Here is a 14,752-nt window from a genome sequence, read left to right on the forward strand (position 1 = left end):
CGGGCTTCTTGGCTGGCTCCTCGACCTGGGCTCGAACCAGGGACCTACGGATTAACAGTCCGGCGCTCTACCGACTGAGCTATCGAGGAATGATCGGTATGTAAAAGGCCCCGCGTACACATGCAGGGCCTGCAAAATTCTTGGCTCCTCGACCTGGGCTCGAACCAGGGACCTACGGATTAACAGTCCGGCGCTCTACCGACTGAGCTATCGAGGAACAAGACTTAGATTATATACATAAAAATTGGGGCTCCGAAGATTTGACGCCGGGTTCTTGCGTGGTGTTGCGGTCGCGTGCCGAGGTGTGCGAATGACGGTCCACTTTCACTACTCCGGTGAGGGGAAGGGTGAGCTTCAGGGCTCGGGGCGGTGCCACAGCCAGGCTGCCACGCAAACCATGGAGGTGATGGCGATACCCACCACCCACGGCCGGGTGCCCGTGGCGAACAGCACGATGCCGCTCAGCGCCATGAGCAGTGTGGCGCTCCACTTGGCCCGTCGGCTGACCTTGCCGCCCTGGGCCCAGTTGCGAAGCAGGGGGCCGAACAAGCGGTGGTTCCATAGCCAGCGGTAAAGCCGTGGCGAGCTGCGGGCTGCGGCCCAGGCCGCCATGAGGATGAACACCGTGGTCGGCAGTCCGGGAACGATCACACCGATGATGCCCATGACCAGGCACAGCACGGCAAATGCGAGCAGCAGCCAGCGCACGGGCCAGGGCAGGGTGCGCAGTGGCGGCGCGGCGTCTTCGTGGGACTCGGTGGGGGGCTGGGGCATGTCCGTTATTGTGAATGCCCCGGCGGCGGCGCCTGGGCGTGCGCACGCGCTATGCTGCCGCAGCAGCGCATGTGCCGCTTTCTTCTCTTGACCTGAATGCACCTTCGATGACCATCCACACCATCCTGAAGATGGGCGATCCGCGCCTGCTGCGTGTTGCCCAGCCTGTCACTGAATTCGATACCGATGCGCTTCACCTTCTGGTGCGCGACATGTTCGAGACCATGCAGTCTGTCAACGGCGCGGGGCTTGCCGCGCCGCAGATTGGCGTGGATCTGCAGCTCGTGATTTTTGGGTCTGGCGAGCGCAATCCACGCTATCCGGACCGGCCCGTGGTCCCTCCCACCGTCTTGCTCAACCCGGTCATCACGCCCCTTGGTGATGAGGAGGACGAGGACTGGGAAGGTTGCCTTTCGGTGCCAGGGTTGCGCGGCAAGGTGCCCCGCTGGTCGCGCATTCGCTATACCGGGTTTGATCCGTATGGCGACCCGATCGACCGCACGGTGGAAGGGTTTCATGCCCGGGTGGTGCAGCACGAATGCGACCACCTCATCGGCAAGCTCTACCCCATGCGGGTGCGCGATTTCACGCAGTTTGGCTTTACCGAAGTGCTGTTCCCGGAGATCAGCGCCAACGAGGACGACTGATGCCTCCGCCTGCCAGGCACGCATCTGTCACCGGTGTACCCGCACCGGGATAGATCTTGCTGTGGGTGAGGGCTTCGTACGCGTGGTTGCTGAAGCTGATCAGGGTTTCATATATCAAAAAAATGCCGCTAGCGCTTTCTGGTAAAGCGCTGGTAGCTATTAAAAAGAGAGCATTTTTTCGGGCGTGGCTCACGCGGACAGTTCGCGCAGCAGCTCGGTCTCGATCTCGATCTGGCGGGCGTTGTTCTGCAGCTCGGGGCCCTGGATCAGGAAGGTGTCTTCCACCCGCTCCCCCAAGGTGCTGACCTTGGCCAGTTGCACGCTCAGGTGGTGCTGCGCCAGGATACGGGCCACCAGGTAGAGCAGGCCCGCCCGGTCGCTGGCCGAGATGGCCAGCAGCCAGCGCTGGGCCTTTTCGTCGGGTCGCAGGGTGACGCGCGGCGCCACCGGAAAACTCTTGACCCGGCGCGAGACCCGCTTGCGGGCGGGCTCGGGCAGCGGGCCACCGGCCTCGATTACACGCACCAGATCGCTTTCGACCATGTGCGTCAGCTCCCGGTAGTGCCCCGGCTGCGATGAGGCCACCACCTGGAAGGTGTCGAGGGCATAGCCGTTGTTCGCGGTGTGCACGCGGGCATCCAGGATGGAAAACCCCGCGCGGTCGAAGTATCCGCAGATGCGCGCAAACAGATCGGCCTGGTCGGCCGCATACACCATCACCTGCAGCCCGTCGCCCGCTAGCGACTGGCGCGCGCGCACCACAGGCTTTGCCGTGCCGACATGGCGCGACAGATGGCGCGTGTGCCAGGCGATGTCGGCGGCCTCGTGCCGCATGAAATAGCTCACGTCCAGTGTGGCCCAGAGAGCCTTGTGTGCCTCGAAGGGCAGGGCGCTCAGGGCCAGCAGCACCAGCGCCTCGCGCTTGCGGGCCTCGATTTCGGCGGCAGCGTCGGGCGCCCGGCCGCCCAGGGTGCGCAGCGTGGCGCGGTACAGGTCTTCCAGCAGTTTGCCCTTCCACGCATTCCACACCTTGGGACTGGTGCCACGGATGTCGGCCACGGTGAGCAGATACAGCGCGGTGAGATAGCGTTCGTTGCCCACGCGCTGTGCGAACGCGGCGATCACGTCGGGATCGCTCAGGTCTTCCTTTTGGGCGATGCGGCTCATCGACAGGTGTTCGCTGACCAGGAATTCGACGAGTTTTGCGTCCTCGCGGGCGACGCCGTGCTGGCGGCAAAAGCGGCGCACTTCCACGGCACCGATCTGCGAGTGGTCGCCCCCACGGCCTTTGCCAATGTCATGGAAGAGTGCGGCGATGTACAGGATCCACGGCTTGTCCCAGCCGCCAGCCAGCTGCGAGCAAAAGGGGTACTCGTGCGCATGCTCGGCCATGAAGAAGCGCCGCACATTGCGCAACACCATCAGGATGTGCTGGTCCACCGTGTACACGTGGAACAGGTCGTGCTGCATCTGGCCGACGATGCCGCGAAACGCCCACAGGTAGCGGCCCAGCACCGAGGTCTGGTTCATCAGCCGCATGGCATGCGTAATGCCCGACGGCTGCCGCAGGATGCGCATGAAGTTGTCGCGGTTGACCGGGTCGCGGCGGAAAGCGCCATCCATCACGCCGCGTGCGTTGTACAGCGCACGCAAGGTGCGGGCTGACAGGTCTTTCAGGCCCACCGTGGTCTGGTAGAGCAAAAAGGTTTCGAGGATGGCGTGTGGGTCGCGCGTGTAAAGGTCATCGCTGGCCACCTCGATGAGCCCAGCCTTTTCGAAGAAGCGCTCGTTGATGGGGCGCGGCTCGTGCGTCGAGGGATTCAGGCGCTCTTCGATGTTCAGCAGCAGGATCTGGCTGAGCTGCGATACAGCCTTGGCCGCCCAGTAGTAGCGCCGCATGAGGCTCTCGCTGGCGCGCATGGGCAGCCGCGATCCGTCGGGCGCCTGTGAGCGGTAGCCAAACGACTCGGCCACGGCGGTCTGCAGGTCAAACACCAACCGGTCTTCATGCCGCCCAGCGGCGGCATGCAGGCGCGCACGGATGAGGCACAGCACCGCCTCGTTGCGCTCGATCTGGCGCACCTCGAACGCGGTGGCCATGCCGCTGGCGGCCAGCTCTTTCCAGTTGCGGCCCAGCCCCGCCGCCTGGGAGACCCACAAGATCATCTGCAGGTCGCGCAGCCCCCCAGGAGACTCCTTGCAGTTGGGTTCCAGCGAATAGGGCGTGTTCTCGTACTTGTTGTGGCGCTGGCGCATCTCCAGTGTCTTGGCCACCAGAAACGCCTGGGGATTCATCTGCGCGCGGTACTGTCGCTGGAAGTCTTCAAACAGCGCTGCGTTGCCGCACACGAGGCGTGATTCAAGGAGGGAGGTCTGCACGGTGACATCGCCCGCACTTTCGGCCAGGCATTCGGCCACCGTGCGCACGCTGGAGCCAATCTCCAGCCCCGCATCCCAGCAGCTGCCGATGAAACCTTCGAGCTGGGTGCGCAGTGCGCTGCCCGCCTCGGGCGCCGCACCATCGGGCATCAGCAGCAGTACATCCACATCCGAATAAGGAAAGAGCTGGTCGCGCCCGAAACCGCCCACCGCCACCAGGGCCATGTCGGCAGGCAGTTCGGCGCGCTGCCACAGCGTTTGCAGCAGGTTGCCTGCCAGGGTGGACAGCTTGCGCAGCAGCACCCGGATGCCGCGTGTGGAGGCCCCCGTCGCTTTCATGGCGGCCAGCAGCGCCGCTTTGTCGCTGCGGTAGGCGTCCCGCAGGACGTGCACTTCAGGCAGGGCATGGATTTTGGTCATGGTCGTCGAAGGTCGCGCTGAAGAAGGGCCATGCAAAAAGCCATGCAAGAGTTGTGCGAGCCGGCTGGCAGGGGCCGGCGAGCGGGTCAGGTCTTGGTCGCGGTCACAAACGCCGGGAGCGGCGGCGAGCCTGCCGACAGCGTCATGACTTCATAGCCTGTTTCGGTAACCAGCACCGTGTGCTCCCACTGGGCTGACAGGCTGTGGTCCTTGGTCACGATGGTCCAACCGTCGTTACCAAAGTCTTTTACCTCGCGGCGGCCAGCGTTGATCATGGGCTCGATGGTGAACACCATGCCGGGCACCAGTTCTTCGAGCGTGCCGGGACGGCCGTAGTGCAGCACCTGAGGCTCTTCGTGGAATTTTTTGCCAATGCCATGGCCGCAGAACTCGCGCACGATGGAAAAGCCCTGGCCTTCGGCAAACTTCTGGATGGCGTGGCCGATGTCGCCCAGATGCGCGCCGGGCTTGACCTGCACGATGCCGTGCCACATGGCATCAAACGTGATGGCCGACAGCCGCTTGGCGGCGATCGAGCATTCGCCGATCAGGTACATGCGGCTGTTGTCGCCATACCAGCCGTCCTTGGTGATCACAGTCACGTCCACATTGACGATGTCACCCTTCTTCAAAGGCTTGTCGTTGGGGATGCCGTGGCACACCACATGGTTGACCGAGGTGCACAGCGAGGCCGGGTAGGGTGGATAACCCGGTGGCTGGTAGCCCACGGTGGCCGAGATGGTGCCCTGCTGGGCCATGCATTCGGCGCCCAGGCGGTCGATCTCTTTGGTGGTGATGCCGGGCTTGATGTGGGGGGCGATGTAGTCCAGTACTTCGGAGGCCAGACGGCAGGCCAGGCGCATGCCCTCGATGTCCTCAGCGCTTTTGATGGTGATGCTCATCCCCGGATTATCCCATTGGCCCCCGCGCCGCGCAGGCGGTGCGGCCATGCCCGGTAAAATAGCGGGCTCCGGTCCTGGCTGCACGCTGGCGCCCGGAGCCACCCTCTACCCCTGACACCCCCCAACAGGCCGCTACCGTGACCTTGCACATGACCACGCTGGCGGGCGGCAACGCCCTCAGCTCCTTCCGCGCCCAGCAATTTCAACCCGCCCTGGAGGCGATCCACCCCAAGATCAGCGGCATTGCAGCGCGTTTTGTGCACCTGGTCGCTACCGACGCGGCCCCTACACCCACTGAGCAAGAACGTTTGGCCGCGCTGTTGACCTACGGCGACCCTTATGCGGGCCCCGAAGACGGCGCCGTGCTCATCGTCACGCCCCGCCTGGGCACGCTGTCGCCCTGGGCCTCCAAGGCCACCGACATCGCCCGCAACTGCGGCATCGCCATCCGCCGGGTCGAGCGCATCACTGAATACCGCATCAGCCTCAAATCCGGTCTGCTGGGCAAAACCCCTGAGCTGACGGCCGAGCAGCTGGGCCAGGTGGCCGCCTTGCTGCACGACCGCATGACCGAATCGGTGGTGGCCGACCGCAGTGCCGCTGCCGCCCTGTTCACCGAACTGCAGCCCGCGCCCATGGAGCATGTGGACGTGCTGGCCGGCGGCCGCGTTGCACTCGAAGCCGCCAACACCCGCTTTGGCCTGGCCCTGGCCGATGATGAAATCGACTACCTTGTGACTGCCTTCACGGGCCTCGCGCGCAACCCCACCGACGTGGAGTTGATGATGTTCGCGCAGGCCAACAGCGAACACTGCCGCCACAAGATCTTCAACGCGCAGTTCACCATCGACGGCGTGGCGCAGGACAAGAGCCTGTTCGGCATGATCCGCAACACCCACCAGCTGGCGCCTCAGCACACGGTGATTGCGTATTCGGACAACGCCTCGGTCATGGAAGGCCACCAGGTCGAGAGATTTGTGGCAAAAATGGCCGCTACCGCGCATCCATCAAGCGCTAATAGCTATCAAAAGAGTAGCGTTACTCAGCATGTGCTGATGAAGGTGGAAACCCACAACCACCCCACGGCCATCTCGCCCTTCCCTGGCGCCTCCACCGGCGCGGGCGGCGAGATCCGCGACGAAGGCGCCACCGGCCGGGGCTCCAAGCCCAAGGCGGGCCTGACGGGCTTCACCGTCTCCAAGCTCTGGGGCAGCACCGTGGGCAAGCCTGAGCACATTGCCAGCCCACTGCAGATCATGGTCGAAGGCCCCCTGGGCGGCGCGGCGTTCAACAACGAATTCGGCCGGCCCAACCTGAACGGCTACTTCCGTGAGTACGAGCAAGAAGTCGGCGGCGTGCAGCGCGGCTACCACAAGCCCATCATGATCGCGGGCGGTGTGGGCGTGATCGACGCCGAGCTGACCAAGAAGATCGAATTCCCTGCGGGCTCGCTGCTGATCCAGCTGGGCGGCCCCGGCATGCGCATCGGCATGGGCGGCAGCGCTGCCAGTTCCATGGCCACCGGCACCAACGCGGCCGAGCTGGACTTTGACTCGGTGCAGCGTGGCAACCCCGAGATCGAGCGCCGTGCGCAAGAGGTCATCAACCACTGCTGGGCGCAGGGTACGGCCAACCCGATCCTCGCCATCCACGACGTGGGTGCAGGCGGCTTGTCCAATGCCTTCCCCGAGCTGACCAACGACGCAGGCCGTGGCGCACGTTTTGACCTGCGCGCCGTGCAGCTCGAAGAGTCGGGCATGGCGCCCAAGGAAATCTGGAGCAACGAATCGCAAGAGCGTTACGTGCTGGCTATTGCGCCCGAGTCGCTGGAACAGTTCAAAGCCTTTTGCGAACGCGAGCGCTGCCCGTTTGCCGTGATCGGCACCGCCACCGAAGAGCGCCAGCTGGTGTTGCACGACCCCGCTGCCACGGCCGAAGACCAGAAGCTGCCCGTGGACATGCCCATGAACGTGCTGCTGGGCAAGCCGCCCAAGATGCACCGCGATGTGAAGACCGTGGAGCGCCAGTTCGCACCGATGGACTTGACCGGCGTGCCGCTGCAAAAGGCCGTGATCGACGTGCTGGCCCACCCCACCGTAGCCTCCAAGCGCTTCCTCATCACCATTGGCGACCGCACCGTGGGTGGCCTCAGCCACCGCGACCAGATGGTTGGCCCCTGGCAAGTGCCTGTGGCCGATTGCGCCGTGACCCTGGCCGACTACAAGGGTTTTGCGGGCGAGGCGATGAGCATGGGCGAGCGCACGCCGCTGGCCGCCATCAACGCGCCCGCCTCTGGCCGCATGGCTGTGGCCGAGGCCATCACCAACCTGCTGGCGGCACCCATCGAGCTGCCGCGCGTGAAGCTGTCGGCCAACTGGATGGCCGCCTGTGGCGAGCCCGGCGAAGACGCCGCGCTGTACGAAACCGTGAAGGCCGTGGGCATGGAGCTGTGCCCTGCGCTGGGCATCAGCATCCCCGTGGGCAAGGACAGCCTGTCCATGCGCACGCAGTGGAGCGAAGGTTCTGAGAAGAAGAAAGTTACCTCGCCCGTCAGCCTGATCGTGAGCGCATTTGCCTCGCTTGCCGACGTGCGCGGCACGCTCACGCCCCAGCTCAACGCCACCGAGACCGACACCACGCTGGTGCTGATCGACCTTGGCAAGGGCCAGAACCGCATGGGCGGCAGCATCCTGGGTCAGACGCTGGAGCAAAGCGGCGATGTGGTGCCCGATGTGGACGACCCGAAAGACTTGGTCAACCTCGTCAACGCAGTGAACGCACTGCGCGCCAAGGGCCAGATCCTGGCGTACCACGACCGCAGCGACGGTGGGCTGCTGGCGGCCGCCGCCGAAATGGCCTTTGCGGGCCATGTGGGCGTGGCGCTGAATGTGGACTTGCTGGTCACTGAAGGCGACGGCATCAGCGACAGCCGCATGGACACGGGCGATGCCAAGAACTGGGCAGGCCAGGTGGGGGCTCGCCGCGAAGAGCTCACGCTGAAAGCCCTGTTCAACGAGGAACTGGGTGTGTTGCTGCAGGTGCGTACTGCCGAGCGCAACGACGTGATGCAGACCTTGCGCGAGCATGGCCTGTCCAAGTTCAGCCACTTCGTCGGCAAAACGCGTCCAGCATCGTCCGAGATCGACGCAGGCAAGGGCGAACTGCAGGTCTGGCGCGATGCCAAGGCCGTATTCAGTGCGCCGCTGGCCGACCTGCACCAGGTGTGGGACGCTGTGAGCTGGAAGATTTGCCAGCAGCGCGACAACCCCGCCAATGCCGATGCCGAACACGCCGCAGCGGGCGAGCCCACCGACCCCGGCATGCACGTGCACCTCACGTTCGACGCCACTGACAACGTGGCTGCGCCATACCTGAACCTCGCCAAACCCAAGGTCGCCATCCTGCGCGAGCAGGGTGTGAACTCGCACATCGAGATGGCCTACACGTTCACGGAAGCAGGCTTTGAGGCCTACGACGTGCACATGACCGACCTGCAGACTGGCCGCGTCAAGCTCGAAGACTTCAAGGGTGTGGTTGCCTGCGGCGGCTTCAGCTATGGCGACACGCTGGGTGCGGGCATTGGCTGGGCTCGGTCCATCACCTTCAACCCTGTGCTGGCGGCGCAGTTCCAGGGCTTCTTCGGTCGCACCGACACGTTCGGCCTGGGCGTGTGCAACGGCTGCCAGATGTTTGCCGAGCTGGCCGACATCATCCCCGGCGCACAAGACTGGCCGCGCTTCACCACCAACCAGAGCGAGCGTTTCGAAGCCCGCCTGTCGCTGGTGGAAGTGCTCGAATCACCCAGCCTGTTCCTGCAGGGCATGGCCGGCAGCCGACTGCCGATTGCTGTGGCGCATGGCGAGGGTTATGCCAACTTCAAGTACCGGGGCAACGCCGACAAGGCCATTGCCGCCATGCGCTACGTGGACAACCACGGGCGCGGGACGGAGCAGTACCCCTTCAACCCCAATGGCAGCGCAGGCGGCCTGACGGCGGTGACCACGGCCGACGGCCGCTTCACGGCCATGATGCCGCACCCCGAGCGCGTGTTCCGCAACGTGCAGATGAGCTGGACGAGTGAAGACAAGGCGCAGTACAGCGGCTGGATGCGCATTTGGCGCAACGCGCGCAACTGGGTAGGCTGACCCAGCGCTGATCATCTGCACCGCTGCGGCGGTTGTTGCCAAAAGGCTGGCCCTTCATGGGGTCGGCCTTTTTTCGTGGAGCCAACCATTGAGAAATGTGTGCGGCGCGGGTGAAAGGCGGCAAGCCAAGGGCTGCACCGCAACGGGGGCCCGGCCCGGCCCCCTCGGGGGAGGGTGCTCCCGGCGGCTCCGGGGCTTATCCCATCTTGCGTTGGTAGATCAGCAGGCGGCCCTTGTAGGCCGGGCGGTCTTCCAGGGCCGGGTGGTCCAGGCGCTCTTCCACCACTTCAAACCGGTGCACTGCCATCTGCTTGTGGAAGGTAGAGCGGTTGCCCCGGTTCGGGTCCACGATCCAGATCTGCGCGCCCTGGCCGGCGTGGCGGTCCAGAAAACTGGCCAGCGAGGCGCGGGCGTCGCGTTCATACAGCACATCGCTGCCCATGATGAGGTCGAACTGACCTTGTACCGCGCCTGTTCCCGCGGCGGCGTCCGCGCCCCACTGGCCCGTGCGGTATTTGAGGGGCGGCAGGCCGTTGAGCCGCAGGTTTTCCAGCAGAAACGTTGGTGCCAGCGGGTGGCAGTCGCTGGCGGTCACATCCATGCCGCGCCGATGGCACACCAGGCTTGCCAGGCCCAGGCCACAGCCAATCTCCAGCACGCGCTCGCCGGTCAGCAAAGGGCGGCTGGCCATGCGTTGTGCCAACTGTGCCCCCGATGGCCAAAGCAGGCCGAACAGGGGCCACGCGGCCGACGATATGCCAAGCGCCTCGGCGGCTCCCAGTGGATCAGAGAACTGTTGCCTGTCGAGCAATGATCGAATGATCAGGTCGGCTGCGCCAGTGATGGCGATGTCTTCGTGTTTGGTGAGGTAGCCGGGCATGGCTTGGGCATGAAGCCCGAATGAGAGCACATGCTCCAGGACCCCAGAGGTGATGGGTGAGGGCGCGAGTATGCGCTTTGTGCGGGGCGGCATTCGCGCCATCCATCGCTGTGCGGAGCAAGGCGCGGCCCACCAGTGGGAAACAGGTCGTGCAAGGGCCGCCCAGATCGAGGGGTCTGTGCCGCGCGGCGCCGTTGGCCTGGGCGTTGCTATAGTCCGGCGCACGCATGGCGGCATGCCCGCCGATTTTGTATAGACTTATTTCAAGGATTCCCCATGGCCACTGGCAGCCTGCTTGCCCTGTTGGACGATATCGCCACCATCCTCGACGACGTGGCCCTCATGACCAAGGTGGCGGCCAAGAAGAGCGCTGCCATGGCCGATGACGTTTCGGTCATGACCAAGGTGGCCGCCCAGAAGACGGCGGGTGTGCTGGGGGATGACCTGGCACTCAATGCCCAACAGGTCACCGGGGTGCGGGCCGAGCGCGAAATCCCTGTGGTGTGGGCCGTGGCCAAGGGCTCCATGATCAACAAGGTCATCCTGGTGCCTGCCGCGCTGCTGATCAGCGCGTTTGCGCCCTGGGCGGTCACGCCTTTGTTGATGGTGGGGGGCGCATTTTTGTGTTTTGAGGGCTTTGAAAAAGTGGCTCACAAGCTGTTGCATGCCCAGCACCAGGATGAGGCCGAGCACGAAAGCCATGCCAAGGCCAATGCGAACCCGGCGGTGGACCTGGTAGCCTTTGAAAAGGACAAGATCAAGGGCGCGGTGCGCACCGATTTCATCCTGTCGGCCGAAATCATTGCGATCACGCTGGGCACCGTGGCCAATGCACCGTTTACCCAGCAGGTGGCCGTGCTGTCGGGCATCGCCATCATCATGACCATCGGTGTGTATGGCCTGGTGGCGGGCATCGTCAAGCTCGATGACCTGGGCCTGTGGCTCAACAACAAGGCCAGCAGCGCGGCCCGTGCCGTGGGGGCAGGCATCCTGCGCGCTGCTCCCTGGCTCATGAAGGGCCTGTCCATTGCTGGCACGGCGGCGATGTTTCTGGTGGGCGGTGGCATCCTGGTGCATGGCGTTCCGGTGCTGCACCATGCTGTAGAGGGCGCAGCTGCCGCAGCAGGCCAATGGCCGACGGGCGGGTTGTGGAAGGTGGTGGTGGAGAACCTGCTCAACGCTGTGGTGGGCATTGTGGCCGGGGGGCTGGTGCTGGCCGGTGTCACGCTGGTGCAGCGCCTGCGCGGCAAGTCCACAGCGTGAGAGTGGGTATGCCTTGATCTAGGTCTAAGGGTTAGTACGGAGGTCTTGAGATAGGGCAAGGTCGGCGGGTGGATGCAGCGGTTCAATACATGCACGGGGGTCGTCCCCGTCCAACCGATGCGAAATCACCATGAAAAAAACTCTGCTGGCTGTAGCCGCTCTGTGTGTTCTGTCTTCTGGCGCTGCGCTGGCGCAACAAGCAGAAGGCCCCTGGATGGTCCGCGCGCGCGTTGTCAACCTTGACAGCGCCAACAAGGACAGCACGCCGCTGGGCCTGACGGTCAACGACAAGACCATCCCTGAAGTAGACATCACCTACTTCTTCAACAAGAACATCGCCGCCGAGCTGATCCTCACCGTCCCCCAGAAGCACACCCTGCGTGCGGGCGGCGCTGCCATTGGCACGCTCAAGCACCTGCCTCCCACGCTCACTGTGCAATACCACTTTGACGTAGCCGGCTTTAAGCCCTACGTGGGTGCGGGCCTGAACTACACGCGCTTCTCCGGCGTGCACCTGCCCGCTGGTGTGGACATTGACCGCAACAGCTTTGGCCCCGCCTTGCAAGCCGGTGTGGACATTCCGCTGTCCAAGAACCTGTACCTGAATTTCGACGTGAAGAAGGTCTACATCAAGACCGACGTGAGCGCAGGCGGTGCCAAGCTGGGCACCTTCAAGGTGGACCCCGTTCTGGTGGGCGTGGGTCTGGGCTGGCGCTTCTAGTGTGGTGTTGCAGGCTTGATGGCACATTAAAACCGATGGATTTTTGGTCAGGGCAAGGCGCAAACCACAGCGATACCAGTAGGTATCGCGAGGATTTGCAACGCAGCCCTGGCCGAAAAGACGCGGTTTTAAGTGCCCGATAGCGTGCAACACCACACTAGGGAGGCTGGGGTCAAGGTTGGCCCTGCATTCCTGGCAGCAAGAGTTCTCCAAGGTTAAAAGGGCTGGCGCCTGCGCCAGCCCTTTTTTTTGGGGTGCGGAAATGGCCTACACACAGTTGCAGGCGAGGCGACGCACAATGGCGTGAAGGGAGCGTGTGGGGCGTGCCGCCGTGCGTGCGCCCCAGGTGCCTCTGCTTTTGACCACCCGGCGGCGCTGCCGCACCCAACGTCTCATTGACCCATGCTCCTGCCTCGCTACTCCGACATCACGCACGGGCTGACCCAGCGGCCCGCACGCATCTCCCCCAAGTATTTTTACGACCAGCACGGCTCGCAGCTGTTTGAGGCCATCACGCGCCTGCCGGAGTACTACCCCACGCGCACCGAGATGGCCCTGATGCAGACGCACGCGGACAGCATTGCAGGCACGGTGGGCCCGGGGCGTACCCTCATCGAACTGGGCGCAGGCAACTGCCAGAAGGCCCGCACCCTGTGCCGCCTGGTGCAGCCGGCGTGTTTTGTGGGTGTGGACATTTCAGCGGATTTTCTGGAACAGGCGGTGCAGGGGCTGCGCGACGACTTCCCCGCACTGGATGCCCGCGCACTGGCGGGCGACATGACCCTGGGGGTGGCACTGCCGGACGACATTCCCCGCACCGGCCGGCTGGTGTTCTACCCGGGCTCTTCCATCGGCAATTTCGACCCGCCGCACGCCCTGGAGTTGCTGGGCCACATGCGCGAGCTTGTGGATGACGATGGCGGCCTGCTCATCGGCATCGATCTGCCCAAGGACGTGGCGGTGCTGGAGGCCGCCTACGACGATGCGGCGGGCGTGACGGCCGAGTTCAATCGCAACGTGCTGCGCCACGTGAACCGCCTGATCGGCAGCGACTTTGATGTGGGGCAGTGGCAGCACCGTGCGTTCTTTAACCCCGAGGCGTCGCGCATTGAAATGCACCTGGAGGCGACATCCGATACCGAGGTGTGCTGGCCCGGCGGCGGCCGCAGGTTTGAGCAGGGCGAGCGCATTCACACCGAGAACAGCTACAAATACCCCTTGCCCGTGTTCACCGACATGCTGGCCCGCGCTGGTTTTGCACAGGCCCAGGCGTGGACGGACGAGCGCGGCTGGTTTGCGGTGGTGCACGCGCGTCCCTGATCAGTGGCTGCAATGACCATGGCATCCAACACACTGCAGTCCCGCTACACCGCCGTGCGCGGCCGCTCGGTGGCACTGGCGGCGCCCCTGTCGCCCGAGGACTGCAGCGCGCAGTCCATGCCGGACGCCAGCCCCACCAAATGGCACCTGGCGCACACCACCTGGTTTTTTGAAACCTTCGTGCTCGAAGCGCACGAACCCGGGTTTGTGCCGTTTGCGCCCGCGTTCCGGGTGCTTTTCAACTCTTACTACAACGGTGTGGGGGCCAAGCACCCGCGCCCGCAGAGGGGGCTGCTTACGCGCCCCGCGCTCCATGAGGTGCTGGCCTACCGGGCCGATGTGGATGCCCGCATGGCGCGCCTGTTGTCGACCGTAGCGCACGATGCCTCGCTGTGTGCCCTGATCGAGTTGGGCTTGCAACACGAGCAGCAGCACCAGGAGTTGATGCTCACCGACATACAGCACCTGCTGTCGTGCAACCCGCTGTTCCCTGTCTATGCGGCGGCTTGCGATGTGGTGCCACAGCCAGTGGCTGCAACTTTGACGTGGCATTCTTTCGACGGAGGGCTCATCGAAATCGGCCATAAAGGCGAAGGCTTTGCGTTTGACAACGAAGGCCCACGCCATCGCACGTACCTGCACCCTTACGCACTGGCCTCGCGCCTTGTTACCCAGGCTGAATTTGCGGCCTTTGTGGAGGGCGGGGGCTACGAGAACCCCATGCTCTGGCTGGCGGAAGGTTGGGATTGGCGGGCAGCACAGGGTCTGAATCACCCGCTGTACTGGCACCGCGTGGAGGGGGCGTGGCATCACTTCACGCTCTCGGGGCTGCAGCCATTGCAGGGATCGCAGCCTGTGGTGCACCTCTCGTACTACGAAGCCGATGCCTACGCGCGCTGGGCGGGAGCCCGCCTGCCGACCGAGGCCGAATGGGAGCACGCTGCGGCGCAGGATGCCGACCCCATGGTGCAGCTCTTTGGCGTCGCCTGGCAATGGACACAGTCGAGCTATGCCCCGTATCCCGGCTTTCAGGTGGCGGCAGGTGCCGTGGGCGAATACAACGGCAAGTTCATGGTGAATCAGTACGTGCTGCGGGGCTCGTCCTGCGCTACGCCACCGGGGCATGAGCGGCTGACCTACCGCAACTTCTTCCCGGCCACCGCGCGCTGGCAGTTCACGGGCATCCGGCTGGCACGCGACCTGGGTTGATACCGGGCTCTGCCGTCCCGAATGCTGCTGTAGACAGCGGCGAACCACACGTTTTTGGTGGGGTAGGGCTCTCCTACAATCGCGCTCGCTCG

The 14,752-nt window shown here is 64.4% G+C and carries 10 protein-coding genes and 2 tRNA genes; 6 read left to right on the plus strand and 6 right to left on the minus strand.

Annotated features, from left to right (window positions below; all coding sequences use genetic code 11):
* Positions 1–13: 13 nt before the first annotated feature.
* From C8C94_RS04040 to C8C94_RS04050, 3 genes are all read right to left on the minus strand, one after another.
* A tRNA-Asn gene (locus C8C94_RS04040) sits at positions 14–89 on the minus strand.
* 52 nt (positions 90–141) lie between these two features.
* A tRNA-Asn gene (locus tag C8C94_RS04045) sits at positions 142–217 on the minus strand.
* A 137-nt stretch (positions 218–354) separates the two neighbouring features.
* Entirely contained in the window at positions 355–774 is a 420-nt protein-coding gene (locus C8C94_RS04050; protein ID WP_055393793.1) for a YbaN family protein, read from the minus strand.
* A gap of 107 nt (positions 775–881) precedes the next feature.
* Here C8C94_RS04050 and def point away from each other — a divergent pair, with 107 nt between their 5' ends.
* Positions 882–1,421: a peptide deformylase gene (gene def, locus C8C94_RS04055; protein WP_121422684.1), complete on the plus strand. Its 540-nt coding sequence runs from the start codon at positions 882–884 to the stop codon at positions 1,419–1,421.
* A gap of 189 nt (positions 1,422–1,610) precedes the next feature.
* Here def and C8C94_RS04060 read toward each other — a convergent pair whose 3' ends face one another.
* Both C8C94_RS04060 and map read right to left on the minus strand, forming a co-directional pair.
* Positions 1,611–4,220 carry a [protein-PII] uridylyltransferase gene (locus C8C94_RS04060; RefSeq protein WP_121419812.1) on the minus strand — a complete coding sequence of 870 codons (2,610 nt, stop codon included), beginning with the start codon at positions 4,218–4,220 and terminating at the stop codon, positions 1,611–1,613.
* Positions 4,221–4,306: 86 nt separating this feature from the next.
* A complete protein-coding gene (map, locus tag C8C94_RS04065) occupies positions 4,307–5,122 on the minus strand; it encodes a type I methionyl aminopeptidase (RefSeq protein WP_055393799.1) in 816 nt (271 codons plus the stop codon).
* Positions 5,123–5,259: 137 nt separating this feature from the next.
* Between map and purL the strand changes: the two genes are divergently transcribed.
* A complete protein-coding gene (purL, locus tag C8C94_RS04070; protein WP_121419813.1) occupies positions 5,260–9,267 on the plus strand; it encodes a phosphoribosylformylglycinamidine synthase in 4,008 nt (1,335 codons plus the stop codon).
* A gap of 196 nt (positions 9,268–9,463) precedes the next feature.
* On the opposite strand, the gene C8C94_RS04075 is transcribed toward purL, so the two are convergent.
* Positions 9,464–10,147, minus strand: a complete 684-nt coding sequence (locus C8C94_RS04075; RefSeq protein ID WP_121419814.1) for a methyltransferase — start codon at positions 10,145–10,147, stop codon at positions 9,464–9,466.
* Positions 10,148–10,423: 276 nt separating this feature from the next.
* On the opposite strand from C8C94_RS04075, the gene C8C94_RS04080 reads away from it, so the two are divergent.
* The 4 genes from C8C94_RS04080 (at position 10,424) to egtB (ending at position 14,660) form a co-directional block, all read left to right on the plus strand.
* Positions 10,424–11,410, plus strand: coding sequence for a DUF808 domain-containing protein (locus C8C94_RS04080; RefSeq protein ID WP_121419815.1), 987 nt, complete (start codon positions 10,424–10,426; stop codon positions 11,408–11,410).
* Between the two features lie 130 nt (positions 11,411–11,540).
* Positions 11,541–12,131 (plus strand): OmpW family protein, encoded by a 591-nt coding sequence (locus C8C94_RS04085; protein ID WP_055393808.1) that lies wholly within the window; start codon positions 11,541–11,543, stop codon positions 12,129–12,131.
* 402 nt (positions 12,132–12,533) lie between these two features.
* Positions 12,534–13,451: an L-histidine N(alpha)-methyltransferase gene (gene egtD, locus C8C94_RS04090; RefSeq protein ID WP_055393810.1), complete on the plus strand. Its 918-nt coding sequence runs from the start codon at positions 12,534–12,536 to the stop codon at positions 13,449–13,451.
* An 18-nt stretch (positions 13,452–13,469) separates the two neighbouring features.
* Entirely contained in the window at positions 13,470–14,660 is a 1,191-nt protein-coding gene (gene egtB / locus C8C94_RS04095) for an ergothioneine biosynthesis protein EgtB (RefSeq protein WP_370449728.1), read from the plus strand.
* Positions 14,661–14,752 lie beyond the last annotated feature (92 nt).

It is taken from the genome of Acidovorax sp. 94, assembly GCF_003634645.1.
GTDB lineage: Bacteria > Pseudomonadota > Gammaproteobacteria > Burkholderiales > Burkholderiaceae_C > Acidovorax > Acidovorax facilis.

Excerpts from the sequence above, each read along its gene's own strand:
- C8C94_RS04050 (WP_055393793.1), bottom strand. The coding sequence starts at position 774 with ATGCCCCAGCCCCCCACCGAGTCCCACGAAGACGCCGCGCCGCCACTG.
- def (WP_121422684.1), top strand. The coding sequence starts at position 882 with ATGACCATCCACACCATCCTGAAGATGGGCGATCCGCGCCTGCTGCGT.
- C8C94_RS04060 (WP_121419812.1), bottom strand. The coding sequence starts at position 4,220 with ATGACCAAAATCCATGCCCTGCCTGAAGTGCACGTCCTGCGGGACGCC.
- map (WP_055393799.1), bottom strand. The coding sequence starts at position 5,122 with ATGAGCATCACCATCAAAAGCGCTGAGGACATCGAGGGCATGCGCCTG.
- C8C94_RS04075 (WP_121419814.1), bottom strand. The coding sequence starts at position 10,147 with ATGCCCGGCTACCTCACCAAACACGAAGACATCGCCATCACTGGCGCA.
- C8C94_RS04080 (WP_121419815.1), top strand. The coding sequence starts at position 10,424 with ATGGCCACTGGCAGCCTGCTTGCCCTGTTGGACGATATCGCCACCATC.
- C8C94_RS04085 (WP_055393808.1), top strand. The coding sequence starts at position 11,541 with ATGAAAAAAACTCTGCTGGCTGTAGCCGCTCTGTGTGTTCTGTCTTCT.
- egtD (WP_055393810.1), top strand. The coding sequence starts at position 12,534 with ATGCTCCTGCCTCGCTACTCCGACATCACGCACGGGCTGACCCAGCGG.
- egtB (WP_370449728.1), top strand. The coding sequence starts at position 13,470 with ATGGCATCCAACACACTGCAGTCCCGCTACACCGCCGTGCGCGGCCGC.